Source organism: Flavobacterium hungaricum, from assembly GCF_015182285.1.
GTDB classification, from domain to species: Bacteria; Bacteroidota; Bacteroidia; order Flavobacteriales; family Flavobacteriaceae; genus Flavobacterium; species Flavobacterium hungaricum.
The window spans coordinates 153,546-177,887 of the sequence record NZ_PRDM01000003.1; the positions used below are offsets into that span (position 1 = coordinate 153,546).

At 35.3% G+C, this 24,342-nt stretch carries 22 protein-coding genes; 4 read left to right on the top strand and 18 right to left on the bottom strand.

All coding sequences use genetic code 11. From position 1 onward, the window contains the following. Positions 1 to 415 precede the first annotated feature (415 nt). Both C4F50_RS14030 and C4F50_RS14035 read right to left on the bottom strand, forming a co-directional pair. Positions 416 to 850: a DUF6526 family protein gene (locus C4F50_RS14030; protein WP_194139281.1), complete on the bottom strand. Its 435-nt coding sequence runs from the start codon at positions 848 to 850 to the stop codon at positions 416 to 418. Positions 851 to 1,150: 300 nt separating this feature from the next. Continuing rightward, positions 1,151 to 1,636 (bottom strand): DNA-deoxyinosine glycosylase, encoded by a 486-nt coding sequence (locus tag C4F50_RS14035; RefSeq protein ID WP_194139282.1) that lies wholly within the window; start codon positions 1,634 to 1,636, stop codon positions 1,151 to 1,153. 202 nt (positions 1,637 to 1,838) lie between these two features. On the opposite strand from C4F50_RS14035, the gene C4F50_RS14040 reads away from it, so the two are divergent. The 3 genes from C4F50_RS14040 (at position 1,839) to C4F50_RS14050 (ending at position 4,372) form a co-directional block, all read left to right on the top strand. Beyond that, positions 1,839 to 2,864 carry a helix-turn-helix domain-containing protein gene (locus C4F50_RS14040; RefSeq protein WP_194139283.1) on the top strand — a complete coding sequence of 342 codons (1,026 nt, stop codon included), beginning with the start codon at positions 1,839 to 1,841 and terminating at the stop codon, positions 2,862 to 2,864. Positions 2,865 to 3,101: 237 nt separating this feature from the next. After that, complete coding sequence (locus C4F50_RS14045; RefSeq protein ID WP_194139284.1) at positions 3,102 to 4,055, top strand: bifunctional helix-turn-helix transcriptional regulator/GNAT family N-acetyltransferase; 954 nt, start codon at positions 3,102 to 3,104, stop codon at positions 4,053 to 4,055. A gap of 92 nt (positions 4,056 to 4,147) precedes the next feature. Beyond that, on the top strand, positions 4,148 to 4,372 hold the full coding sequence (locus C4F50_RS14050; protein ID WP_228012030.1) for a cupin domain-containing protein: 225 nt from the start codon (positions 4,148 to 4,150) through the stop codon (positions 4,370 to 4,372). Positions 4,373 to 4,435: 63 nt separating this feature from the next. On the opposite strand, the gene C4F50_RS14055 is transcribed toward C4F50_RS14050, so the two are convergent. The 7 genes from C4F50_RS14055 to C4F50_RS14085 all read right to left on the bottom strand — a co-directional run bounded on the left by C4F50_RS14055 (position 4,436) and on the right by C4F50_RS14085 (position 14,097). After that, positions 4,436 to 5,635, bottom strand: coding sequence for an NAD(P)/FAD-dependent oxidoreductase (locus tag C4F50_RS14055; protein WP_194139285.1), 1,200 nt, complete (start codon positions 5,633 to 5,635; stop codon positions 4,436 to 4,438). Then, a complete protein-coding gene (locus tag C4F50_RS14060) occupies positions 5,632 to 6,150 on the bottom strand; it encodes a low affinity iron permease family protein (RefSeq protein ID WP_194139286.1) in 519 nt (172 codons plus the stop codon). Before C4F50_RS14060 ends, C4F50_RS14055 begins: the two co-directional genes overlap by 4 nt. A gap of 6 nt (positions 6,151 to 6,156) precedes the next feature. Next, on the bottom strand, positions 6,157 to 8,970 hold the full coding sequence (locus tag C4F50_RS14065) for an AsmA family protein (protein WP_194139287.1): 2,814 nt from the start codon (positions 8,968 to 8,970) through the stop codon (positions 6,157 to 6,159). Between the two features lie 194 nt (positions 8,971 to 9,164). Next, positions 9,165 to 9,989 (bottom strand): MlaD family protein, encoded by an 825-nt coding sequence (locus C4F50_RS14070; RefSeq protein WP_194139288.1) that lies wholly within the window; start codon positions 9,987 to 9,989, stop codon positions 9,165 to 9,167. Between the two features lie 23 nt (positions 9,990 to 10,012). Next, complete coding sequence (locus C4F50_RS14075) at positions 10,013 to 10,792, bottom strand: ABC transporter ATP-binding protein (RefSeq protein ID WP_194139289.1); 780 nt, start codon at positions 10,790 to 10,792, stop codon at positions 10,013 to 10,015. 1 nt (position 10,793) lies between these two features. Continuing rightward, the gene (locus C4F50_RS14080; RefSeq protein WP_194139290.1) at positions 10,794 to 11,552 is read right to left on the bottom strand and encodes an MlaE family ABC transporter permease; all 759 of its coding nucleotides are present in this window, start codon (positions 11,550 to 11,552) and stop codon (positions 10,794 to 10,796) included. Positions 11,553 to 11,826: 274 nt separating this feature from the next. Then, complete coding sequence (locus C4F50_RS14085) at positions 11,827 to 14,097, bottom strand: glycosyltransferase (protein WP_194139291.1); 2,271 nt, start codon at positions 14,095 to 14,097, stop codon at positions 11,827 to 11,829. 375 nt (positions 14,098 to 14,472) lie between these two features. Between C4F50_RS14085 and C4F50_RS14090 the strand changes: the two genes are divergently transcribed. Beyond that, positions 14,473 to 14,634 (top strand): DUF1328 family protein, encoded by a 162-nt coding sequence (locus C4F50_RS14090; RefSeq protein WP_008467744.1) that lies wholly within the window; start codon positions 14,473 to 14,475, stop codon positions 14,632 to 14,634. Between the two features lie 154 nt (positions 14,635 to 14,788). Here the strand turns inward: C4F50_RS14090 and C4F50_RS14095 are convergent, their stop codons facing one another. The 9 genes from C4F50_RS14095 to C4F50_RS14135 all read right to left on the bottom strand — a co-directional run bounded on the left by C4F50_RS14095 (position 14,789) and on the right by C4F50_RS14135 (position 24,341). Further along, positions 14,789 to 15,256: a DUF1440 domain-containing protein gene (locus C4F50_RS14095; RefSeq protein WP_194139292.1), complete on the bottom strand. Its 468-nt coding sequence runs from the start codon at positions 15,254 to 15,256 to the stop codon at positions 14,789 to 14,791. A 34-nt stretch (positions 15,257 to 15,290) separates the two neighbouring features. Next, positions 15,291 to 15,800, bottom strand: a complete 510-nt coding sequence (locus C4F50_RS14100) for a DinB family protein (protein WP_194139293.1) — start codon at positions 15,798 to 15,800, stop codon at positions 15,291 to 15,293. Positions 15,801 to 15,849: 49 nt separating this feature from the next. Then, on the bottom strand, positions 15,850 to 16,227 hold the full coding sequence (locus C4F50_RS14105; protein WP_194139294.1) for a VOC family protein: 378 nt from the start codon (positions 16,225 to 16,227) through the stop codon (positions 15,850 to 15,852). Between the two features lie 85 nt (positions 16,228 to 16,312). Then, positions 16,313 to 16,522: a hypothetical protein gene (locus C4F50_RS14110; RefSeq protein ID WP_194139295.1), complete on the bottom strand. Its 210-nt coding sequence runs from the start codon at positions 16,520 to 16,522 to the stop codon at positions 16,313 to 16,315. Between the two features lie 11 nt (positions 16,523 to 16,533). Further along, positions 16,534 to 16,914 carry a DoxX family protein gene (locus tag C4F50_RS14115; protein WP_194139296.1) on the bottom strand — a complete coding sequence of 127 codons (381 nt, stop codon included), beginning with the start codon at positions 16,912 to 16,914 and terminating at the stop codon, positions 16,534 to 16,536. 246 nt (positions 16,915 to 17,160) lie between these two features. After that, positions 17,161 to 17,895 (bottom strand): GNAT family N-acetyltransferase, encoded by a 735-nt coding sequence (locus C4F50_RS14120; protein ID WP_194139297.1) that lies wholly within the window; start codon positions 17,893 to 17,895, stop codon positions 17,161 to 17,163. A 72-nt stretch (positions 17,896 to 17,967) separates the two neighbouring features. Continuing rightward, entirely contained in the window at positions 17,968 to 18,573 is a 606-nt protein-coding gene (locus tag C4F50_RS14125; protein WP_194139298.1) for a Crp/Fnr family transcriptional regulator, read from the bottom strand. Between the two features lie 1,057 nt (positions 18,574 to 19,630). Then, positions 19,631 to 21,049 carry a TolC family protein gene (locus C4F50_RS14130; RefSeq protein ID WP_194139299.1) on the bottom strand — a complete coding sequence of 473 codons (1,419 nt, stop codon included), beginning with the start codon at positions 21,047 to 21,049 and terminating at the stop codon, positions 19,631 to 19,633. A gap of 127 nt (positions 21,050 to 21,176) precedes the next feature. Continuing rightward, the gene (locus C4F50_RS14135) at positions 21,177 to 24,341 is read right to left on the bottom strand and encodes an efflux RND transporter permease subunit (protein ID WP_194139300.1); all 3,165 of its coding nucleotides are present in this window, start codon (positions 24,339 to 24,341) and stop codon (positions 21,177 to 21,179) included. Between the last annotated feature and the right edge of the window lies 1 nt (position 24,342).

Sequence of the window (24,342 nt, forward strand, 5' to 3'; positions counted from 1 at the left end):
CCCGACAGCATGCCGATAAGAGGGCGTATATGCGTATTGTAATTTTGCCCTCTTGTCGGGATGGTGGCACGCCCAGATTATTTTAGATTTTAGATTTTAGATTTTAGATTTTAGATTTTAGATTTTAGATTTTCGGATTTTCGGATTTTGTTTTGCGTGGGCTTCTCCCGAAGCGTCGGGACGCTCAGCCTGACATTGCTGACTCTGCTCAGCCTGACATTGCGGGTTCTTGACAAACGCAAAAGGGTTGGAATTTGGAATTTAGATTTTCGGATTTTGTTTTGCGTGGGCTTCTCCCGAAGCGTCGGGACGCTCAGCCTGACATTGTTGACTCTGCTCAGCTTGATATTGTTGGTTTTTTACAAGCACAAAAGGGTTGGAATTTGGAATTTCATAATTTGGAATTTTAAAATTTTTAAACCCTATGATAATCGGCTTTCCAATGTACGATGGCTTTTTTGACAGCATCGCCGCTGAGGTTGTTTTTTAAGACGTCTTCTAGAAGCGGAATAAGTTCGCTGTCTGGAGCAAAACGCAGTGCAAATATTTGATCGTCTGTGAGTTTGTGTTCAAATTCTTCGAATCTTTTACCGGTTAACGTAAAATAACGATAACGCATTTCGAGGCGTACAATTCGGTTTTGCAAGGTGAGTGCGTAATGCTGACGAAGCATAAATGCCAGGGCAAATAAAAATATAAATGCAGCGCTGATGAATATCCAGATTAATTGGTCTGGTGTTGTAATGGCAAAATAGATACTGAATCCAAGAAATAGTATCAGTATGGGATAGTATACAAAATGGTGCGGTGTATAAAAACGGATGTGATTATAATAGGTCTGAATCTTCATGCTTTTTTTTGTTTATGAACTGTAAAAAAACAAAGCTGCCCTAAATTAATAGAGCAGCTTTTTCCCAAAAATAAACTAACATAACCAATGTTCTCTTTATAATCTCAACTTTTTACAGTTTGTTAAGTAATGCTGATAAGAAGAAAGCCTTTTCTCTTTTCGTAATTCCAATCTTTCAATATGGCTTATTTTTCTTTGATGTAAAATTACTTTGAGAGCGGCTCTAATTTGTTATACTTTAAAACGAAAAAGTTACATGATTCCAATATTTGAACTTTTTTTGATTTTTAAATGTAGGTTTTAAAGAAAGGTTTTGAGGACTTTCCATTCGTCCAATTTATATTGATAGGTCTTGCCAGCATTGGCAGGACTGGTAGATGGAAGCGTAATAAGCTGATATTCTTTTTGTAAGTGAATATATTTCTTGAAAAAAGCCGCAGCTTTTTGTCCGTTAAAAAAAATAGTCGTGATTTTGGGATGCTGTTTTAAAAAGTTTTCAAAATCATTGGCGATTTCGTTTTTAATAGCGCTGTCTAAACTTCCTACGCGATCGCAGTATTGCAGTACATCCCAAAGTGCAATATTGTTATTTACTAGTAAGTTTTTGCGAGTTTGATAATCATTAGAGAATTCTTCCTTTAATATGGTAAACATTATTTTCCAAAAGTTATTCTGATTATGACCGTAATATTGATTGAGTTCTAATGATTTGGTGCCTGGCATTGTGCCTAGGATCAGGATTTTAGCTGTGTCAGAAGTAATTGGAGGAAATGAGTAACTTTTCATTTAGGAGGTGTCTTTTTTTTGTTCTAGTTAAAATAATCATTTATAAGTAATTATAAAACAAAAGCAGAAAATTATATAACATTTTTGGAGTACCTATAAACGAACTTTGACTTGCAGATTTTTAGGAAGTACGGTTGTTGCCTTTTTTTTATTTAAATCTGTTTCACAAGTTATAGAATATAGAATTTAAAATCCAATTACGATGAAAATAGTTACTCTAAACACAGATAAAACTCAAAATATATTTGAAGGTCTTCAATCCAGTTTTGGCGGAAAAGTAACTTTTGACTTAGAAGAATATACACTTGAGGTAAAAAATACTTTTGCTGAAGGATCTATTTCTGGTGCTTCTTTTAATGATAATATTTCGTACGTACAATTTGATATGGTTTTTTCTACAGATGTGCGATTGGAAATTTTAAACTTAAAATCGTCACCTATATATTTTGCTTATTGTTCAAAAGGGAGTGTTTCTCATCGTTTTGGACAACAGCATGAAGAAAGAACACTGAAAACTTTTCAGACTGCAATTGTGACTTCTAAACAGAGTCAGGATAATGTTTTGTTTTTTGAAAAAGGTAAAAATACAAAGCTGACGCTGATTATTGTTGGAACTCAAGTGGAAAGAAGCAATCAGAACCATTCTTTGAATTATCAGGTTAAGGAGACTTTTTTCGAGAATAATCTCACTCAGGATTTCTTTTATATTGGGTCTTATAACTTGCAGATTGCCGAAAAAATAGAACAGCTGAATTCGATTACACAAAACGGAATTGTTAGAAATTTACTTAAAGAAGGGATTATAAGAATTATTCTTGCGATGGAAATTCAACAGCATTCTGATGATCTGCATGCTTTTGCAAATGAATCTAACGGATTAAGCTTGAGAGAAATGGAAGAGATTAAAGAGCTTTCTGAACTGATTAAATCTAATCCTGAAGAGGCTTTTACAATAAAATCGTTGAGTAAAAAATCGGGACTTTCGCCAAATAAACTTCAGGAAGGTTTCAAAATGATTCATAACAGAACGGTCAATGATTATATTACCCATATGCGTGTCCTGAAAGCTGAAACCTTGATTAGAACGTCAGATTTAAATATTTCTGAAATAGTGTACTGTATCGGTTTTACGAGCAGAAGCTATTTTTCTAAGATTTTCAAACAAAAATTCAACTGCAGCCCGAAAGAGTATAAATTTAATTTGACTCCGATGGCGGTGACTGCTTAGTTTTTGAGGTTCTAAGGTTCTGAGATTTTAAGGTTCTGAGATTCTGAGATTCTGAGATTCTGAGTTTTTGGAATCATTAAAAAATAATGTCGTTAGCTATACAGCCAGATATATAGAAAGCTGCTAAGATAAAACTTAGCAGCTTTACATTTTTTATTAAGTTTCTTAACACCTTACTATCTATAAATCAAAATTTTTTATACATTTACATAACTAGTTATATAATTAATTATTGTTATGGAATTTTTTAATAAAGTTGGAAAGGCTGCTTTAGGAAGCCGTCTTCGTTTGATGACTGCCGCGATTACTGATGATGCATCTAAAATATATGAATTGTATGGAGTAGAGTTTGTTCCAAAATGGTTCCCTGTATTTTATACGCTGGCAGAAGAAAGAGAAATTACGATTACTGAAATTGCTTTAGAGATTGGTCATTCTCAACCTTCTGTAAGTAAAATTATGCGGGAATTAATAGCAGCAGGTTTGGTGGAAGAAATTGAAAAAGCAGATGATAAACGTAAGAACAACATTATTTTAACTCCGAAAGGAGTGGCTATTTCGCAGGTATTCAAACATCAGTTGCAGGATATTGATGTTGCTATTGAAGAAATGATTTTGCAGTCTAAACACAATCTTTGGGCAGCGCTGGAAGAATGGGAGTTTTTATTAAGCCAAAAATCATTACTGAAGAGAGTGAGTGAGCAGAAAAAAAAGCGTGAAAGTAAAGATGTTGAAATTACGGCATACAAACCGCAATACAAACAAGCATTTAAAGAATTGAATGTAGAATGGATTTCGAAATACTTTGAAATGGAAGAAGCCGACTATAAAGCACTCGATAATCCTGAAGATTATATTTTAAACAAAGGAGGAAAAATACTTGTGGCATTGTATGATAATGAACCAGTTGGTGTCTGCGCCCTCATTAAAATGAATGATTCTGAGTATGATTTTGAAATGGCTAAAATGGCAGTTTCACCAAAAGCACAGGGTAAAAATATTGGTTATCTGCTGGGTAAGGAGATTTTAAAAACGGCAAAAGAAATGGGGGCAAAGAAAGTCTATCTAGAAAGCAACACGATCTTAAAACCTGCAATAAACTTATATTACAAATTAGGTTTCGAAAAAGTTTTCGGTCTTTCGACTCCCTACAAACGTTGTAATATTCAAATGGAATTAATAATTGAATAAGAGAAAATGAAAAATATTGTAAAAAAAGAAAATGCTGTAGCAAGACAATTTTTAGGTGTCGATTTTGTGGTAAAGATTCTATGGTAACAAAGATGTTATATAAAATAACTGATTCGGTGCCTTTTCATCAACATCCGAATGAACAAAGTGGTTATGTAATTTCGGGAAGTTATAAACTAAAATTCGACGGAAAAGAATTTTTACTAAACGAAGGTGATACTTATTCAATTCCAGCCAATGTGGAACATTCGATTGAAATTATAGAATCTGGTGAAGTTGTAGATGTATTTACACCGATAAGACAAGATTATTTATAATAAGGTGCTGTGATACTAAGTTTCTGAGCAGGCTTAGCAAATTAGTATCACAGCATCTTAGATTTATCTTCCAAAACGGTAATATTCTAAATCAATATTTTTTTTGTTGTTGAGTGAATCCAGTATCGAATTCATCCCGATCACGCTGAAAGTGATTCCGTTGCCGCCAAAGCCGAGTACATAATGCTCGTTTTTCTTTGGATTTGGTTTTCCGAAATAGGGAAGTCCGTCTTTGGTTTCTCCAAAAGTGCCTGCCCAGGAATAATCCATTTTAAAATCGAGGTCTGGAAATCTCTTTTTGAATTGTTTTAAAAGATACTCCTCTTTTTTGGGTAATAATTTATCGCGTTTTTGTGAATCTTTAAAGTTTTCATCACCGCCTCCCATGATAATGCGATTGTCTGCCGTAGCCCTAAAATAGTGATACGGAGAGGATGTGTCCCAAAATACAGCATTTTTAAATGAAGAGGAAAGATCTGGTACACTTTCGGATGTTATTACATAAGTGCTTTTTAGATCGACTACTTTTTCTTCGAGCGTTTCGGTGCTTTCGTACCCGCTGCAGTGAATCACATGATCGGCAGTAATTCTAAATTTTTCGTCGGTTATGGCAATGCTTTTTCCCTTTTGAGTTTGTATAGAAGCAATATTGGTTCGGTCAAAAATCTGCATGCCTCTTTCTTGGCAGTACACAAGTAAATCTTGTGCCAGTTTGTACGGATCCATAACGGCGGCGGTTTTAGATTCGAGCGCGGCCATGGCATTTAATCCTAATTTATTGAGGTCGTATTTATTGAGCCAGCTTACATCAAAATTGTGCTGTTTGCGTGTTTTGAATTCGTTTTTTAGAAACGGAATATCTTTTTTATATGAGGTAAAATAAATGCTTTTTTTAAATTCAAATTCGCAGTCACTTTCTACGGTATCAATTATGGTCCGCAGGTCAAAAATGGCTTTTTTACCTTTGTTGTAGCTTTCTACGGCACATTTTGTGCCGCGAAGTTTTATAAGGTCATGCAGCGAAACGTCAATTTCGTATTGCAGCAGCGCCGTACTTCCTGCTGTACTTCCTCCAGCTACATCACGGCGGTCTACTAAGATGATTTTTTTTCCTTCATTGATCAATTTGTAGGCGATTAATGCGCCGGTAATACCACCGCCAATAATGAGTATGGCGGTGTTTAAATCAGACTCCAGAGAAGGATAACTTTGCTTCAGCGCGTTTTTGATCGGCCAGTAAGTTTCTATAGAACGTAATTTCATTTTTTGGTTGTGTTTTTAGGGATGGTTTTGGTTGTGTTATTTTTCTTTTTGGTTGTTTTGGGTTTTACATTTTTTTGTTTGCGTTCGTGTAATTCGTGTGCTTCTGCAATAGAATGCGAAGTCCGGATGCTTTGTTCTTTTTTAGCCAGTTCGCTTAATCGGTGGTAGTATTTTTGTACAATGATCATTTCTTCTTCGGTCATACTTTCGATATCTACTAAGCTGTTGCTCGAGAATTCGTTTGAGGCCACAAGCTCATTTAATTTTAGCTGAATGGCCAGTGAATCTTTATTCTGTGCTTTCTGAATAAGAAATACCATTAAAAAAGTGATGATGGTAGTTCCCGTATTGATCACCAGCTGCCAGGTTTCGGAGTAATCAAAGATAGGTCCTGAAATTCCCCAAGCCAGCACGATAACAAATGCTCCTATAAAAGCTGTAGTACTTCCGGCTGCTTTCGAGACTTTCGAAGCAAACTTTTCAAATGCACTGCTATTTTGTTTTTTATCACTCATTAGAGTTTATTTAGTTTTCTTGCTGACTTTTTCTTTCTTGATCACTTTATTGTGTTTTTCGTCGTATACAGCTTCGTTTATTTCCTGGCCGGTTTTACTAAATATTTTAATTTTTGGCGCTTCGTGTGTTCCTGTAATTACAATAGGAAAACCGATAATACCAAACAACGGAAGTCCTAAACGCATTCTTAGATCCAAAAGACCGTCAAAACTAGTGGTGCCTTTTATAGTAGGTTTAAAGCCAGCCACAGTGAACGTAAAAGGTTCGATACGAATAAGATTGTTATCAATCGTCGATTTAATTTCGATTCCTTTCATGTCTGGATTGTTCAAACCGTTTTGGCCGGTTTTAGAACTGATTCCGTCAAATAATTTTAAGCCTTGTATTTTTACATCGCGCAGATTGAGCGTACCGCCGCCTGCAAGCGAAGCATAAATAGGACTCATGTTTCCGTCTAAATCTCCTTTAATTTTATAGTCTACAGAAATGATTCCGTGTGCTTTTTCAGCAGCGGTAACCATATCATGAAACATCGGAATCTCTTTATAGGCGCGTTGTACATCAAAATCTTTAGCACGGAAGTGTGCATCAAAATGTGCCGAAGTGGGGGATTCGTCTTTGTATGAAGCATCAATTCCAACAATACAGTCAATTATATTAAAGGTAACATTTTCTAAGGAAAATCCTTCTTTTTTAACAATTGTTTTTCCGGTAAGCTTATTGATAGTCAATCCGTTGTATTCTACTTTGTCTGCATTTGCATTTAAGCTCACATTCAGGTTTTTAGGAATAATAACAACACCGCTCATTTTAGGATGATCTTCTTTGGCGTATTCAACCGCATTTGTACGATCTTTATTTTCGCCTTTTTCGAGCGCCATAAATTCGTCCACATTGATCAATTTTGATTTTAAGTTGAAATTACCGCTCAATGTTCCGTTAGATTCTAAGAAATAATTTATCGTATTCAGCAGATAACCATTGATATCAAAATCTGATTTTCCGTAAGAAGCATTGAATTTTTCAAACCACATTTTTTCATTTTGAAAACGGAAATTTCCCTGTTTGATAAAGAAAGACTTTGGAAATAATTCGGAGGTTGCTTTAATATTTTTCAATATCAAAGTACCTCGATTGTCGAGTTTATTATATTGGCCTGTAGTGGCATAACTTTGTTTTCCTTTGAGCGAAAGATCGGCTTTGGCATAACCCGTAACGTCGAGGCCTTTTTGAGAGAAAACCTGATAAATTCGCCCAACGTTCAATTCACCTTTAATCTTGGCATTGTAAGCCAAGTCGCTGAAATCGGACAATGCAGCATTGATGTAAACTGGATTTCCTTCAAATACAAAAGAAGCAGGAGATACAGCGACAATTAAATCTTCAAACGTCCCAGCTTTGTTGAGCACATTGGCGATAAAAGTGATATTGGTGATCGGGTTTGGATAATATTTTGTTTTAAGCCAGCCGCCACGAAGCGAAATACCGCCAATGGTTTTTGGAAATAACTTTTTGGAGCTGCTGAATGTACCTCTGGCCTTAATATCGGTTTTTAAAATTCCTTTTACATCCACATTGTTTAAACCTAATGCAGCATCTACAACAGCAAGATCTAATGCACCCTTTACACTTGCATTTATCGACATCTCGCTTAAACCTTTGCTGTGCAGATACGCATTAAAATAGTCTTTTTCTCCAACTTTAAACTTTAATGTTCTTAGGTTCACTAATAATTGTTCGGTATCTAAGGACGGAAGCAGCGCATTCAAATCCATTTGAAAATCGGTCAATGGTACAGGAGCGTTTTGATAATTTACAGCGCCTTCTTTTATTTTTAGGTTGAATGCTAAATTTGGTTTTTGTTTTTTGGAAACATTATAATCTCCTTTAAAAGAAAGTGTTAAGTCACTTCTTCCAGAAATTTCGGTTTTTTCAAGCCAAGTAAGGTATTCGGGAGGCATCACCGAAAGTAAATCTTTTACGGTTGTATTTTCGGACGCCGCTTTGATATTGATTTTATAACCGTCTCTTAAAATGGTAAAAAGTCCCGTAAATTTTAAAGGCAGTTTATTAATATGCAATTCATTTTTTTGCAGAATAAATGATAACGCATTGGTATTAATTCGCGTGATCAAATCGGCTTGTACTTTTTTCTTTCTTAAATAACCTGTGCGATCGTAATAAAAATCGAGAACATCAATTTTAGCATCGGTGGCAAGGTCAAAAATATCTTCGCTGAGATTTCCTTTTCCAACATAATTAAATCCTTGGGCATCAACCAAAATTTTTGCTGAACGATCGTTGTATTTCACATGACAGTTTTTTAAGTCGATTCGTTCCAATCGAATTGCTGTTCCTTCTTCTGGTTTTTCTTCTTTCTCGTCTTTTCTTTTTTCTGGAGCAACATAAATATTGTAATTGGCCTGACCTTTTTCATTTACCATGACATTGATCAAAGCATCAGAAACGTACAATTTGTTAATTTTTACTTCATTATCAAAAATCAATCTTTTTAAGTTGATTCCAAAAGCCACTTCCTCAGCTCTTAATAAAGGATCATTGCTAAAAGGTGCCGAACCTGTAAGCGACAAATTGTCGAGTGAAACCGTCAGCGAAGGAAAATGGGTAAAAAAAGAAAGTTTAGAATTGGTAAAATCGAGTTTAGCATCCAAACGTTCGTTGGCTATCTTCTTTACTTCAGAAGCAATTTTTCCGGGAAAAAGCAAGGGAATAATAAATAACAAAAACAAAATCACTGCAATTGAAATTCCAGTGATTTTTAAAACTTTTAAGGCGGTATGTTTAATTGAACTAGGCATATAGGTAAGTTTTTATTGTTGTACGTAAACAAGAAAAGCTAGAGGTTAAAGATTGAAAGTATAAAAATAACTGCGGTACCATTTTGGTTATAAGTTATAAGCAATGGTTGTATTTTAATAGAACTGTTTCTTAAAATCTTAATTTTAGATTTTTTTCAATCTTTCTAAATCACTCAAGATTAGAATTTAGAATGCTATCCTTTCTTTTTAGCTTCTTCTTGTTTCTGTTTTTCTTTTTCTTCTTTTTCTTTCTGCTCCTTCAACTCTTTTTCTTTTTGTTCTTTTTCTTTAGCCGCTTTTTCTTGCTGCTCTTCTTTTTTCTCTTTTATTTCTTCTTGTTTTTTAGCTTTTTCTTTTGCTTTTTTCTTGTAGTAACCTCTTAAAAGGAAATTACTTTTTGCGGCTTCCATATTGTCGCTAAAACCTTTTGTCCCGCTTTCAAGATTATTAAGTGTATTAGAAACGCTGTTGGCCATCTTATCATCTTTGACTAATCGTGCTAAAGCACCGTTTCCATTATTCATACTGTGACTGAAAATGGCAAGTTCGTCTGAAATTACGCCGACATTATCAACGCTTTTCTTAACGCTTTTCATAATATCATTCATTTCAATTCCGTCGACAGAAGCGATCTGCCCATTATCTTCGATTATTTTTTTTGATTTTGTTCCAGGGGAAATAGTCAGGACTTTATCGCCCATTAATCCGTCAGAACCAATACTGGCAGTGGCGTCTGATTTAATAAATTCTCGAACATCTTCTTTCATAACCAAAACAACTACCACAGAAGAGTCGTTGATTAGTTTTATTTGTTCTACCGTTCCCACATTAATACCCGAAAAACGAACATTATTTCCTACTTCTAAACCACTTACGGTTTTAAACTGTGAAGTAATATGAAAGGTTGAACCGAAGAGATTTTTTTGTTTTCCTATAAAATATATGGCCATTATAAAAAGAAGTAAGCCAATTGCTACAAACATTCCTAATTTCCAAGTATATCCCGATTGCTTTTCCATGATTTCTATTATTTATTTTGCTTTTATTCAAAAAATGAGCGTACCCATTCGTCTTCGTTTTTTTCTAATTCTTCGTAAGTTCCTTCGGCATGTATGACACCGTCTTTTAAAACAACAATGCGGTCGGCGGTTAATTTGGCACAAGCCATATCGTGTGTAATGATAATCGACGAGGTTTTCTGTTTGTGTTTAATGTCCAAAATCAATTCGCTTATTTCTCTTGATGTTATGGTGTCCAGCCCCGTTGTAGGTTCATCATACAGAATAATTTCAGGTTTTAAAATTAAAGTACGGGCAAGGCCGATTCTCTTTTTCATTCCTCCCGAAAGTTCTGATGGCATTTTATCAATTGCATCGGCTAAGCCTACATTATCAAGTGCTTCAATTACTTCGTTTTCAATTTCTTCAGCAGTTAAATCTCGTTTATGTTTGGTTAGAGTAAAAGCCAGATTTTCTCGAACTGACATCGAATCGTATAAGGCCCCGCTTTGAAACAAGAAACCAATTTTTACCCTTATGGCATTCAGCTCACTTTTAGGGATATTGAGAACATTCTCATCAAATACTTTTATTTCACCTTTATCAGGTTCAATCAATCCCACAATACATTTTATAGTTACAGATTTTCCAGATCCAGAGCGTCCTAAAACCACTAGATCTTCGCCTTTGTACAGCGTAAGACTGACACCTTTTAATACGGTATTGTCTGTGCCAAAAGTTTTATGCAGGTCCTTGATTTCAATAATCGGAGTCTGTTCTATTTCTTTTGTTCTTGGGTCTTTATGTTTTTTCTCTTTAATCATCTCAAAAGAATAAATCGGTTATTTGTACTGCTACCATGTCAATAATAAAAATGCTTAATGAAGCTGTAACTACTGCTGAGTTTGCAGCGCGTCCCACACTTTCTGTTCCGTTTGAGGCATTAAAACCTTTAAAACAGCCAATCATTCCGATAAAAAAACCGAAAAAGAAAGTTTTTAATGTTGCTGGAAATAAATCAAGAAATTCCAGAGACTGAATAATTTGAGTTAAGAATCGGTAAAAATTGACATCGCCGTGGATATTAATCCCAACATAACCTCCGATAATTCCGACTGCATCTGCAAAAAAGACTAAAATGGGAATCATTAAGGTACAGGCCAAAACTCGTGTAACAACCAAATAATTGTAAGGATTGATTGCTGCAACTTCCATCGCATCAATTTGTTCGGTTACTTTCATTGATCCTAATTCGGCTCCAATACCAGACGAAATTTTTCCTGCGCAGATCAATGCAGTAATTACGGGAGCTATTTCTCTGATTAAGGATAAAGCCACCATTCCCGGAAGCCAGGATTCTGCGCCAAATTTGACCAGCGTAGGGCGGGATTGCAATGTAAGCACCAAACCCATAATAAACCCTGTTATGGCTACCAAAGGCAGGGATTTGTAACCAATAACATAACATTGTTTTAAGAATTCTTTGGTTTCATAAGGCGGGATAAAAACCTCCTTAAAAAACTTCTTTGCGAACAAAGTAGTTTCTCCTATTTCGGCGAATATATTTTTTATACTTAGAATCAAAATATTTATGTTTTTAGCGTGAATGTTATTTTGGTGAAAATCAGCAAGTCATGTAAAAAACGTCTTTTGCGATTTTGTATAGGAAAGTTACCTTAATAAAACACTAAAAATCTTACACCATTTTTTTAGAACGTTATATAATTTTCACCGAATCAACACAATAAATGTCTGAAACCTACGTTAGAGGCGTCTGTAAACAAAAAATCCCTTTCATTAAGAAAGGGATTTTCCGGGTTAAAAAACAAGTATTTGGCTAGTTTTCGGAGTATATTGTTTATGAGTTGATCGCAACACCGCTTCTGCTTTTTATCAGCGGAATCACTTTCGTATCTGACATTTTAAGATTTTCCATAATCAATCGTGCTGTTAAATAACAAACAGTTGATTCTGCACCTTGGTTCAAGTTTACATTTTCTTTTTCCAAGCCGTCGTAACCGCCTCCGCTCACAGGATTGTACATAATTTGATTTAAATGATTTTTACCTAAAAACCAATCAAAGGCTTTTTTCATTTTATGCTTGTATTCTGGAATGCTGAATGCTTTGTAAAAAGAGTTTAAGGTCTGTATTGTATACGAAACATCAATTGGCTGTTCTCCGTATTCCTGCGGTTCTGAATCTTTATGGTACCAGCCGTTGTTAGAAATTACCTTGAAATTTTTATTGACAAACGTTTTAGACAATAAGAAATCAAGAGAATCCATTGCTACTTTTTTGTAAACAGGTTTGTTGGTTACCAAATAAGCATAAAGCATAGATTCTGGTAATACTCCGTTTCCGTAAGTCAAATAATTTTCAAACCATTTCCATTCTTCAGAAGCATGATCTTCATAATTCGCCAATAGTTTTGCATTCAATTTATTGATGATCGCTGCAATGTATAAATTTGGAACTGCTGTATGGTACAAATACAATCCTTTTGTTGCAAAACCAATAGAACGAGGCGATTGAATATTTTCTGCCCATTTTAAAGAGTTCAACAAACATTTTGACGCTTTTTTGACAATCGCTTCTGGCAAAATATCCGTCATAGAAACTACAGTTCCTAAAGCCCAGATCGCTCTTGCATTTGAATCTTCAAGATTGACTTCGGCATTTTGTTCGATATGTTCTCTGTTTTCCTGATCAACATAGTTAATGAAGTTTCCTTTTGGTTTCTGACAACGCAGAATAAAATCAAGATAAATTAAAATATATCCTAGATCGTCTTTGTCTTGCGTTAATTTATAATGCATACAAAAAGCAACTAAAGCACGTGCATTATCGTCTAGCGTATAGCCAGAATCTAAATCTGGAATTGATATTTTGCTAAACTGAATGATTCCAAGATCGGTAGTCATTTTTTTAACATGTCTTAATTGAATCGGCGGATAACTGTGTTTGATTTCTGCCGGCTTTTCGATTAATTTTTTATAGGTATTCATGTGTGTAATGGCAGCGTTTTCCCAAGACGAAGCACGCATTTTGGTAAAGCCGTTAATACCCATTTCGTTTCTCAAGTTTTCGTCTGCAATTAATTTTATTGCCGCTTCCGCGAATTGATCGACGTCTCCGATATCAACTAAAATACCTGAATCTGGAGTTAAAACTTCTTTTGTATGCGGGATTTTTGATGCTACAATCGGGCAGGCACAGCTCATGGCATAGGCAAAGGTACCGCTTACTGCCTGATTAGGATCTTTTGAGGTAAACATATAGATGTCTGTCGCTTTTAAGTATTCTAAAAGCTCGTCTGTATCTAAATATTCATTAATGAATCGAACATTGTCTTTAAGATTTAAATCTGCAACAATGCCTTCTAGTTTATCTCTATAAGTATCAACACCGTCTTTTATCAAATTAGGATGTGTTTTTCCGATAATAAGATATAAAGCGTTTGGTGCTTTTTCGATAATTTTTGGAAGAGCCTGAAGTCCTGTTTCGATATTTTTACCTTCACCCAAAAGACCAAAAGTAGAAAGAACCATTCGGTCCTGAATTCCAAATTTTTCTTTGGCATTTTCTGGAGTTTCGTAAATCACAATATGGGTTCCATGAGGCACACAAGTAATTATTTTTTCATCAATTTCGTAATCGTTTACTAATATTTCTTTAGATCTGTTCGTCATTACAAAACCAGCATTGCTGTAGCTCATTAATAACTTTACAAAATCTCTTAATTCATTATTTGGATTCGGAATTACACTGTGAAAAGTGTACGTAACCGGCTTTTTAAGAACATTTAAAAAATCTAAAAGATAGTCTCCGTAATTTCCAGAAAACAAACCAAATTCATGCTGAATATGAACTAGTTTTACATTTTCATCTGCATTAATTTCTTCGGCAATTTTTGCATATTCTTCTCTATTTGTGGTGTTGAGCGTATAAGCATGTTTAGGTGCTGCTGCTGGTTCTTTTACCAATTCGCAGATTTCACAAGATATAGACTTGCCGTAAACATCTGTAATACCTTTAATGGTGTCTTGTGTATAAGTTGCAATGCCGCATTGTGTCGGCGGGAAAGTAGATAAAAATACTATTTTAGATTTATTTGATATCGTCTTCATGGAGATTCTGTTTTATTTCGGTTAATAACTCGTTAAGGTTCAAATTTGCCTCGATTTATCATCTTTAGCATCGTAATTATAATAGATAGCGGGTCGTACAGAGTTTACGCCTATGCTTTAAATTTTCAACTAAATTACTTTACGAATAAAGCTGCAATTAATCCAATCGATCAAAAAATTAACTCAAAAGCATAAATGTGGGAATTCTGTAAGTGTAAGAATTAATTCTACAATATTGAGGCTTTAAATTGATTTTTAGTTTATTGAGTTAATCGAATGTGGTTTTGAGTTAACAAGATTTGTAGGAATAAAATACTTTTGAAAAAATCACAGGAGAGTGTAAAACTCTTAATTTACAAACTTAAATCTAAATATATGTTACGCTGGACAGTTATCTTTATAATTTTGGCAATTATTGCTGGAATATTTGGTTTTGGAGGAATAGCCGCCGGAGCCGCGAGTATCGCAAAAGTTTTATTCTTTATATTTTTAGTGTTATTTATTATTTCGCTGATAACAGGAAGAAGAAAAGTGTAGTCTTTCTATTAGGGACTAGATCAAGTTCTAAAAAAACAAAAGCTCAAAGGTTGGATTGTGTTATGCAGTTTGATTTTTGGGCTTTTTGATGTTTTAAAGCTGCTATGTGAACTTTCTGCAATACCTCGCCTTAAAAAAATTTTACGTGTTTGTTTTAAATCCATTTTGCATAATACTTTCGCGTAATAAAAGCGATCGGCATCCCGACACAGCAGATAATTATTAAAATAGAAAGTAAAAGCGGAAAGTCAAGTTTTTTTTCTGGAAGAACAGGAAATACAATAGGGAGCACAATAAGATTCATTACCACCCAAACAAAAAAGCCATAGGTGACTCCAGATAAAACTGTATTTATTTTGAAAAACGGAATATACGGGAATATCTTAAAATAAAACCAAGCAAAAATAAATGCAATTAAAAAATGCAGCCCCAGACCCACGACGGCCATTTCGGGACCGCCGGTATAGGCTTCTTTTTTAAAAATACCGCTTGCAATAGACTGCAGCAGTTTTTCGGCCGTAGTTTTATGAAGAATTACAGCGTAAACCAATATCGCGGCCGTAATGTCTAAAATTCCAGCGGTCAAACCAGATGAAAAAACGGTTCTAGCTTTTGATTTCATAGAAAGATGTTTTAAATTAAAAATTAATTTTGATTTAGGACTTTCTAATTTCTTCAAGTATATTTTTTAATTGGCGGGTATGTCTTTGTGTGTGTACAATAGCAAAATGAATCCACTCGTAAATGGTAAAATTTTCAAATCCGGGTATTTTTGCATCCAGGCAAGTTAACGTAAGATCGTAATTTGCTGCATCGTGAAACAGATCGCTTTGTATTTTTTTTATTGAAAGAAGTAAAGCCTCTTTATCATAATCAATTGCTGCAGGTTTTATATTTTCAGGAGACTGATATTTCTTTTTAAAATCCAAAAAAATACCATCAAGCTGTTTAACATTTTCGTCTGCTTTACGAGTTGTTTTTTCGGTTTTTCCAGCAAAAAGCGTTGGTAAACCAGAACAACTCAGTATAATATGCTGTGCAGTTTGTGCAGCTGTCCAGCTTCCTGCAAATAGGATGGTATTAATTTCTTCCTGAGAAGCTCCAGAAAGAGTTTCGCACAACGCATCATAAGTTGCTAAAATAGTATTTTGAAGTGCGCTTTTCATTTTCAACGATTTAATTAATTAGATCATTTGACAAATACCAATGTATAGTTTAACTAATTACCGATGTAATCCACCAAACATTTCCAAAAGGATCTGTTACACCACAAGTTCTGCCATAATCCTGATCGCTTAATTCCATTAAACTTACGGCTCCATTTTCTAAAGCCTTCTGATAGGTTTTATCAGCATTCGGAACGTAAATAAATAAGTTTGCAGTTTGTTTTCCCCAATCTGTAATCTCGTCGGTAACCATGATCGTGCTGCCGTTCAACGTAATTTCGGCATGCATTATAGAACCGTCAGAACGTATCGATTTTGTATTGGTTTCGACAGTGTCAAAAACATTTTTAGTAAAATCGATGAATTTTGCAGCGCCTTGTAAAATTAAATAAGGCATGATTGTTTGATGTTCGTTGGGTAAGTTCATTGTATATTTTTTGAAAAGGATAGATACTCAAATATACAATATTTTTTAAATATTTAAAAATCAAATATTTAAGAGTGTTTTGGAATTAATCCAATACTTCACAATGATAACCGTAAGAGGTTAGGAGATCAATTATTTTTTGATTTGAAATTGATAACGAATGAATACGGAGTATTTTATCACAATCTTCTAAATCGAAATTGATAGCGCTGTTTGGAAAATGCTCCAGAAGTTTCTCAATGATTATTTTACATTGAGATTCTTCCTGAACATTGGTTTTAAAAACTTCAATCATAAAGTTTTGTTTTAGAGTGCAATGTTTTTATAACGCTGTATTTTATGATATGTTACATAAGAAGCGATTAGAACAGCGAAAACAATCAAAGGAAAGAAACCTTGAATATCAATTCCGTCAACAGCAAAATGGCTTATTGAGGCAAAAATAAAATCGAAAGCAAATCCTGCATATGCCCATTCTTTGACACGTCGAGAAACATTTGGAATAATTAATACCAAAGCACCAAGTACCTTAAATACGACTAAAGCGTTTCCAAAATACTCTGGATAACCCAAATGTTTGATACCCGTTTTTGCCATTTCTGTCTGTGAGGTAAATGCGGGCATAACGCCTTCAAATAAGAAAATAAGAATAGTAGTAGTCCAGAAAATGATTTTTGTTGTTTTCATTAGGTATTTGTTTTAAATGGTTATTAGTTAATGTATTACAAATGTAACTAATTGTTCTATTGAAAAGAAATACGCATTTACGACTATTTTGGGGGCATTTGGGACAAGATTTGTTTATTGGTTTGTGGAAGAGTTTACTTCGAATACTTCAACTTTGCTTAGAAGAACTCAAACGTGAAGTAAGAAAAAAATCCGTTTCATCCGTGTCTTTCGCGAAAGCGAATCCGTTTTATCGGCGTCCGAAACTTACACGTTCAAAAAATAATTCTTAATCAAATATAAATCCTCGAAACCCAATCTGGTATAAATATCTTTTCCCATTGCAGAAGCTTGTAAATGTGCAGTTTCAGTATTCAAATCAATAGAAAGATTCAGAGCATATTTCATAATTTCTTCTGCAAAACCTTTTCTTCTCATTTCGGGAATAACGCCAACGCCATGAATTCCCATGTTTTTGTTAGTTTGATAAAGCATAAAAGTTCCGATTGGTTTTTTATCTAGAGAGACCAAATAGAAATGAGTATTTTGATAATCCTGAATTAAGATTTCTTTACTGATGACATAACCAAAAGCATCTGGATAAATAGCAGACCAAATTTTGGCGTCTTCTTCGGTTGATACTTTTTTAAAACGCAGCTCTTTTTGAAGTTCAAATTTTTGATTGAGTTTTAAAAACATTCCCACTTGTTCGGTTTTGATTTGAAATCCGTTTTCTTTCAAAAGGGTATTAGAATTACTTTCAAAAATATCCCAATACGGAATCACTAAACCTGAATTACTTTCTACAGTTTCAATAATTTTCGGAAGAGCGTCAGGGGTTATATCTTCTTTAAACCATAATTTATTGGGCCAGCCGGAATTTTCTATTTTACAGTATTCAAAAGAATTGTTTTGGTGATAAGCTAGGAAAGGATTTCCGACAGTTTTCCAAAAAGAAGTAAGGTTGTCGATATTATCTTTGATGAGATTGGTATTTTTCATTGTGATGATTCATTTTAAATAATACAGCAAAGATAAAGACGGCTTTTCTGGAAAACCTTTACATATGTTGATTTACAAATCTTTTTCTAAACTTTTTCTGATTCGGCTTAACTGCGTGGGTGTAATGCCTAAATGCGATGCAATATGCAGCAACGGAACGCGTTCTGCAATATCAGGATGTTTATCTAAAAGGCTGACATATCTTTCGGTCGCATTTTCCATGACCAGAGCTACTTCTCTTTGTTCTTTTTCAATAATCCAGTTTTTTTCTAAATGGGCAATATAGAAGTTTTTGAGATCATCATTTTGATAAACCAGCGCAATGTATTTTTTATAATTGAGGTTGATTAAAATACAGTCTTCTAAAGCTTCGATTGAAAAATGAGAAGGGGTTTCTTGTAGTAAGGACACTTTAGAACCTGCAAACGAGTTTTGTAAAAAGAGGTTTTTGTTATAGAAATTTCCTTGTTCGTCTGTGATAAAAGCTCTCAAAATTCCTTCTGCTATAAAATGAAGATTTTTAGCGATTTCTCCGTTTTGCAACAACGTTTCTCCTTTTTTTAAAGTTTGAAATTCGGTGATGTTTTCAATTAATTGCCATGAATTTTGAGAAATAGGAGAGTAGCTTTCGATGGTTTGTTTTAATTGATTGAGGTATTTCTGTTGGTTAGAAATCATTATGTAATTTTTAAACTTACCAAAAATAGCGAAATTTTGAGTCAGATTTATTATTCTGAGGAATGAAGCAAATTCATTTGATGCTAGTGTGGTTGCTTCGTTCCTCTCAATGACATAAAATGAGATAAAAAAAACTCTCGCAGATTTTGCAGATTGAGCAGATTTTTTTTGAGTCGTAGTAAATTATCTTCAAAAATCGGCTTAAATCTTTTTAAATCTGCGTGAAAATAAACCTTCCCGATTTTACAATATATATATGATTGTCAGTCTGAGCGAGGTCGAAGACCTTAATAACTTTGGGAGTGCTTCGACTTCGCTCAGCATGACATCAAAACATGACATAAAATAAGTTTAAAAAAACTCTCGCAGATTTTGCAGATTTTGCAGATTTTTTTTGAGTCGTAGTAAATTATCTTCATAAATCTGCTTAGATCTTTTTAAATCTGCGTGAAAATAAACCTTCCCGATTTTACAAAATATATATGATTGGCAGTCTGAGCGAAGTCTAAGACCTTAATAACTTTGGGAGTGCTTCGACTTCGCTCAGCATGACATAAAGTAAGATAAAAAAAACTCTCGCAGATTTTGCAGATTGAGCAGATTTTTTTTGAGTCGTAGTAAATTATCTTCATAAATCTGCTTACATCTTTTTAAACTGCGTGAAAATAATCCTTCCCGATTTTACAAAATATATATGATTGTCAGTCTGAGCGAAGTCGAAGACCTTAATAACTTTGGGAGTGCTTCGACTTCGCTCAGCATGACATAAAGTAAGATAAAAAAAACTCTCGCAGATTTTGCAGATTTTTTTTTTTGAGTCGTAGTAAATTATCTTCTTAAATCGGCTTAAATCTTTTTAAATCTGCGTGAAACAAACCTTTGCGACTCAGCGAAAAATAGCTGCTCAATCTGCAAAATCTGCGAGAGCTAAAAAAAACTTAGCGGACCTTGCGTAAACCCTTGCGTTCTTTGCGGTTAAACTAAAAAAACGCCATGAAACCCGAAGGTCTCACAGCGTTTTCATCTCAAAAAATAAATAATTAACGGGTAACGGGTATTATTTCCAGCCGCCGCCTAGAGCACGGTACAAATCAGTATTGGCTGTTAATTGTTGTCTTTTTATGTCTGCCAGTTCCAACTCGCTTTGCAATAAATTTGCCTGTGCAGTCAGCACTTCAAGATATTCTGCCATTCCGTTTTTGAAAAGCAGATTCGAATTCTTGATGGCCTGTTGTAAAGTTTTTACTTTTTCGTTTAAAAAAGTTTCCTGCTGCTGTAATTTCTCTACTTTAACCAAAGCATCAGAAACTTCGCTGACAGCGATTAAAACCTGTTGTCTAAAGCTCAAGACTGCTTTTTCTCTTTCCGCTACAGCGATATTATATTGCGTTCTCACTTTTTTATTGTTCAAAATTGGCTGTGTTAAACCGCCCGCAACCGTTCCGAATAATGAAGCCGGTATAGTAAACCAGCTGCTGGTTTCAAAAGAGTTTACACCGCCCTGCGCTGTAATTCTAAGAGCGGGATATAAATCTGCTTTTGTGATTCCTACGTTTGCATTTGCAGTTTGAAGCGCTAATTCGGCACTTTTTACGTCAGGTCTTCTGCTTACTAATGAAGATGGAACTCCGATTGCAGTATTGTGTTTTACTTCAATCGCGCTTAAACGAATGGTTCTTTCTTTCGAATTCGGAAAAGAACCCGTCAAAACACTCAAAGCATTTTCCTGAATCGCAATATTCTGCTCCAATAAGGGAATCAATTGCGCTGAATTTAATTTTTGTGCTTCAGACTGTTGAATCGCTAAACTAGTAACCTGACCGGCATCGTACTTCAATTTAATAATGTTGGTTGTACTGTCGTTTAATTTCAGGTTTTGTCTGGCAATTTCTAACTGTGCATCCAGCATTAAAAGATTGTAATATCCTCTTGAAACATTAGCAATGATATTGGTTTGCAATGCTTTTTTTACTTCTTCAGACTGAAGATATCCTGCATAAGCGCCTTTCTTTTGGTTTCTGATCTTTCCCCAAATATCAGCTTCCCAAGAAAGTGAAGCTCCGGCAGAATAATCGTCAATGTGTTTTTGACCCAAAGCCTGATTCAAGTTCATTCCGGTAAAACTGTTATCAGACGGATTGCTGGTGCTTGCATTTACAAATAAATTAACCTGAGGCACATTTCCCCATTTAGACTGCGTAAAACGGTATTGCGCGATTTCGATATTCTTTTGGGCAATCTGCAGATCGTTATTTCTGGCAATCGCGCTGTCAATCAATTTGATAATATCTTGTTCGGTATAAAAGTTCTTCCACTCCAAATCGGCAATACTTGTTGTATCACTCGAAACCGATGCATTCCTGAAATTTTCAGGAAATGCATCTTTTGGAGTTTCAACATCCTTCGAGACTTTGCAGGATATTAAAGTCGTGATCAGAATGGCGAAGGTCACGATTTTGGTTATATAATTTTTCATTGTCTTTTTATTAAATTTCTGTACAAGGCTCTTTTCTGGTTTCCAGATCTTTTGAAATTCTGTACGATATATAGGCGATGCCCACTATTATTGCCACTAGGGCTGTCGTTATATAATTTTCCATTTTTTATTTTTCTTCGTTATGAATTACAGCGATTGGTTTGCCGCTGAATTTCTCTTGTAAATATTGGAATACGATAAATAATACCGGGATGATAAATAATCCGAGGATTACTCCCGAAATCATTCCTCCCGCAGCTCCAATACTGATTGAGTGATTTCCTTGTGCAGATGGCCCTTTGGCGCTCATCATAGGTACTAGACCAACAATAAAAGCAAGAGACGTCATGATAATTGGTCGCAAACGTAATTTTGCAGCGTCGATAGAAGCTTTTACTAAGGCTTGTCCCGATTTTCGTTTTTGAACCGCAAACTCCACAATCAAGATGGCATTTTTAGCGAGCAATCCGATCAGCATGACAAGGGCAACCTGAACGTAAATGTTGTTTTCGATTCCAGTTAAACCAATTGCCACAAATACTCCAAAAATACCTGCAGGGATTGACAAGATTACAGCCAGAGGCAGAATGTAACTTTCGTACTGTGCAGCAAGTAGGAAATAAATGAATATCAAACACAGTAAAAATATAGTTGCAGACTGTCCTCCAGAAGAAATCTCTTCACGCGTTTGGCCCGAGAATTCAAACCCGTAACCTGCAGGCAATTGTTGTGCTGCTACTTCTTCAATTGCTTTAATGGCATCTCCAGAACTAAATCCTGGTTTCGGAATCGCATTAATAGAAATTGAGTTAAACAAATTATATCGAGAAGCGGTTTCTGAACCGTAAATACGAGTTAGTTTTACTAATGTATTTATCGGCACCATTTCGCCGTTTTTATTTTTAACAAAAACACGGTCAATTGCGGTTGGGTCGGCTCTGTCAGCAATATCAGCCTGAACTACGACACGGTAATATTTACCAAATCGGTTAAAGTCTGAAGCCTGTGCACTACCAAAATAAGCCTGCATGGTTTGTAAAATGTCTTTTACATTAACACCCAATTGATTTGCTTTTTCATCATTGATATCCAATTGTAATTGCGGATAATCTGCTTTGAAACTGGTAAAAGCAACTGCAATCTCTGGACGTTTCATTAATTCGCCGATAAAATTCTGAGAGATTCCAGAGAATTTATCCAGCTTTCCTCCTGTTTTATCTTGAAGAACCAAATCCAAAGCTTCAACGTTACTAAATCCAGGAACGGTTGGGAAACTGAATACGAAGAAACTTCCGCCAGAAATAGCGCCCAGTTTACCGCGAACCTGATTCATGATTTCGTCAATGTTTTTAATATCACCGCGTTCTTCATTTGGTTTAAGCAATACGAAAACAACTGCAGATGATGGACTTGTTGAATTGGTCAATAAGTTGAAACCAGAAATCGCTGTTACAAATCGAGAAGCATCTAAACCTCTTAAAGTATTTTCAGCTTCGGTCATTACTTTTTGAGTTCCGTCAAGCGAAGTTCCCGATGGCGTATTCACAGCAATCGCGATAAATCCTTGATCTTCTGTCGGAATAAATCCTGCTGGAGTTGTTTTTACCAATAAAACAGTTGCCAGAGTAATTAAAGCCAATCCGCCTAAACTCAACCATTTTCTTCTGATTAAGAATTTCAATCCGCCTACGTAACGGTTGGTCAAAGATTCAAAACTGCTGTTAAAAGCGGTAAAGAATTTCTCTTTAAATCCTTTTTTCTCATAAGACGCATTGTGATCGTGCGCTGCGTGATTGTCTTTTAAGAATAAAGCAGCAAGCGCCGGACTCAAAGTCAAAGCATTAACAGCCGAAATTACAATTGCAATTGCCATCGTAAAAGCAAACTGACGGTAGAAAACCCCTGTTGAGCCTTCCATAAAACCAACCGGCAGGAATACAGCAGCCATTACCAGCGTAATCGAGATAATAGCACCCGTGATTTCGTGCATTGCTTCATGAGTTGCGATTTTTGGAGACAAGCGCTTGTGCTCCATTTTCGCATGCACGGCTTCGACCACCACAATGGCGTCATCAACCACAATACCAATCGCCAGAATTAATGCGAAAAGCGTAAGAAGGTTAATCGAGAATCCGAATAACTGCATGAAGAAGAACGTTCCTAAAATTGCTACAGGTACAGCAATAGCCGGGATTAAAGTTGATCTAAAATCCTGAAGGAAAATAAATACCACAATAAACACAAGTATAAAAGCTTCTAATAAAGTATGCTCAACTTGTTCGATAGATTGATCTAAAGAAACTTTTGTACTGTAAAAGATATTGTGATGTATGCCTTTTGGAAAATCTTTAGAAGCCTTTTCCATCATTTTGTTGATCGCAATCTGAATATCATTCGAGTTAGAACCCGCTAACTGAATCACTCCAATTACGATACCTTTTTTACCATTTAAACGTGTTAAACTGTTGTAAGAATAAGCACCCAATTCAACTCTTGCTACATCTTTTAAACGAAGAACAGAACCGTCTGCGTTAGAACGAATGGCAATATTTTGATAATCTTCTGGTTTGGTAAGTTTACCTTTGTACTTGATAACATATTCAAAAACCTCTTTGCTTCGCTCTCCAAATTTCCCTGGAGCCGCTTCCAAACTTTTATCCTGAATCGCTCCCATTACTTCGCTTGGCGTAACATTATGAGTTGCCATTTGTGTTGGGTTTAACCAAACACGCATCGAGTAATCTTTTACACCACCAAAAATACTGGCAGAACCCACACCCGGAATACGTTTTAACTCCGGTATAATATTAATTTGAGCGTAGTTTGCAACAAAAGTCTGATCGTACTTCGATTCATCATCGGTATACATACCAATCGCCATGATGAAAGAGTTTTGTTGTTTTGCCGTGATCACACCTTGCTGTACAACCTCTGAAGGAAGCTGGCTCGTAGCCTGCGCCACACGATTCTGTACGTTTACCGCAGCCTGATCGGCATCTGTTCCTAATTTAAAGAAAACAGTAATCGCCAAAGTACCATCGTTACTCGCAGTAGAACTCATGTAAGTCATGTTTTCTACCCCATTTATAGACTCTTCGATAGAAGGTGCCACAGAACGTAAAACCGTTTCTGCATTCGCTCCCGGATATACCGCCGTTACCAAAACCGATGGAGGCGCAATATCTGGAAACTGTTGTAAAGGCAGTTTCGTTAAACCCAGTACCCCTAAGATCACCAAAAGAATGGAGATTACGGTTGCCAGTACTGGTCTTTGTATAAATATTTTGAACATT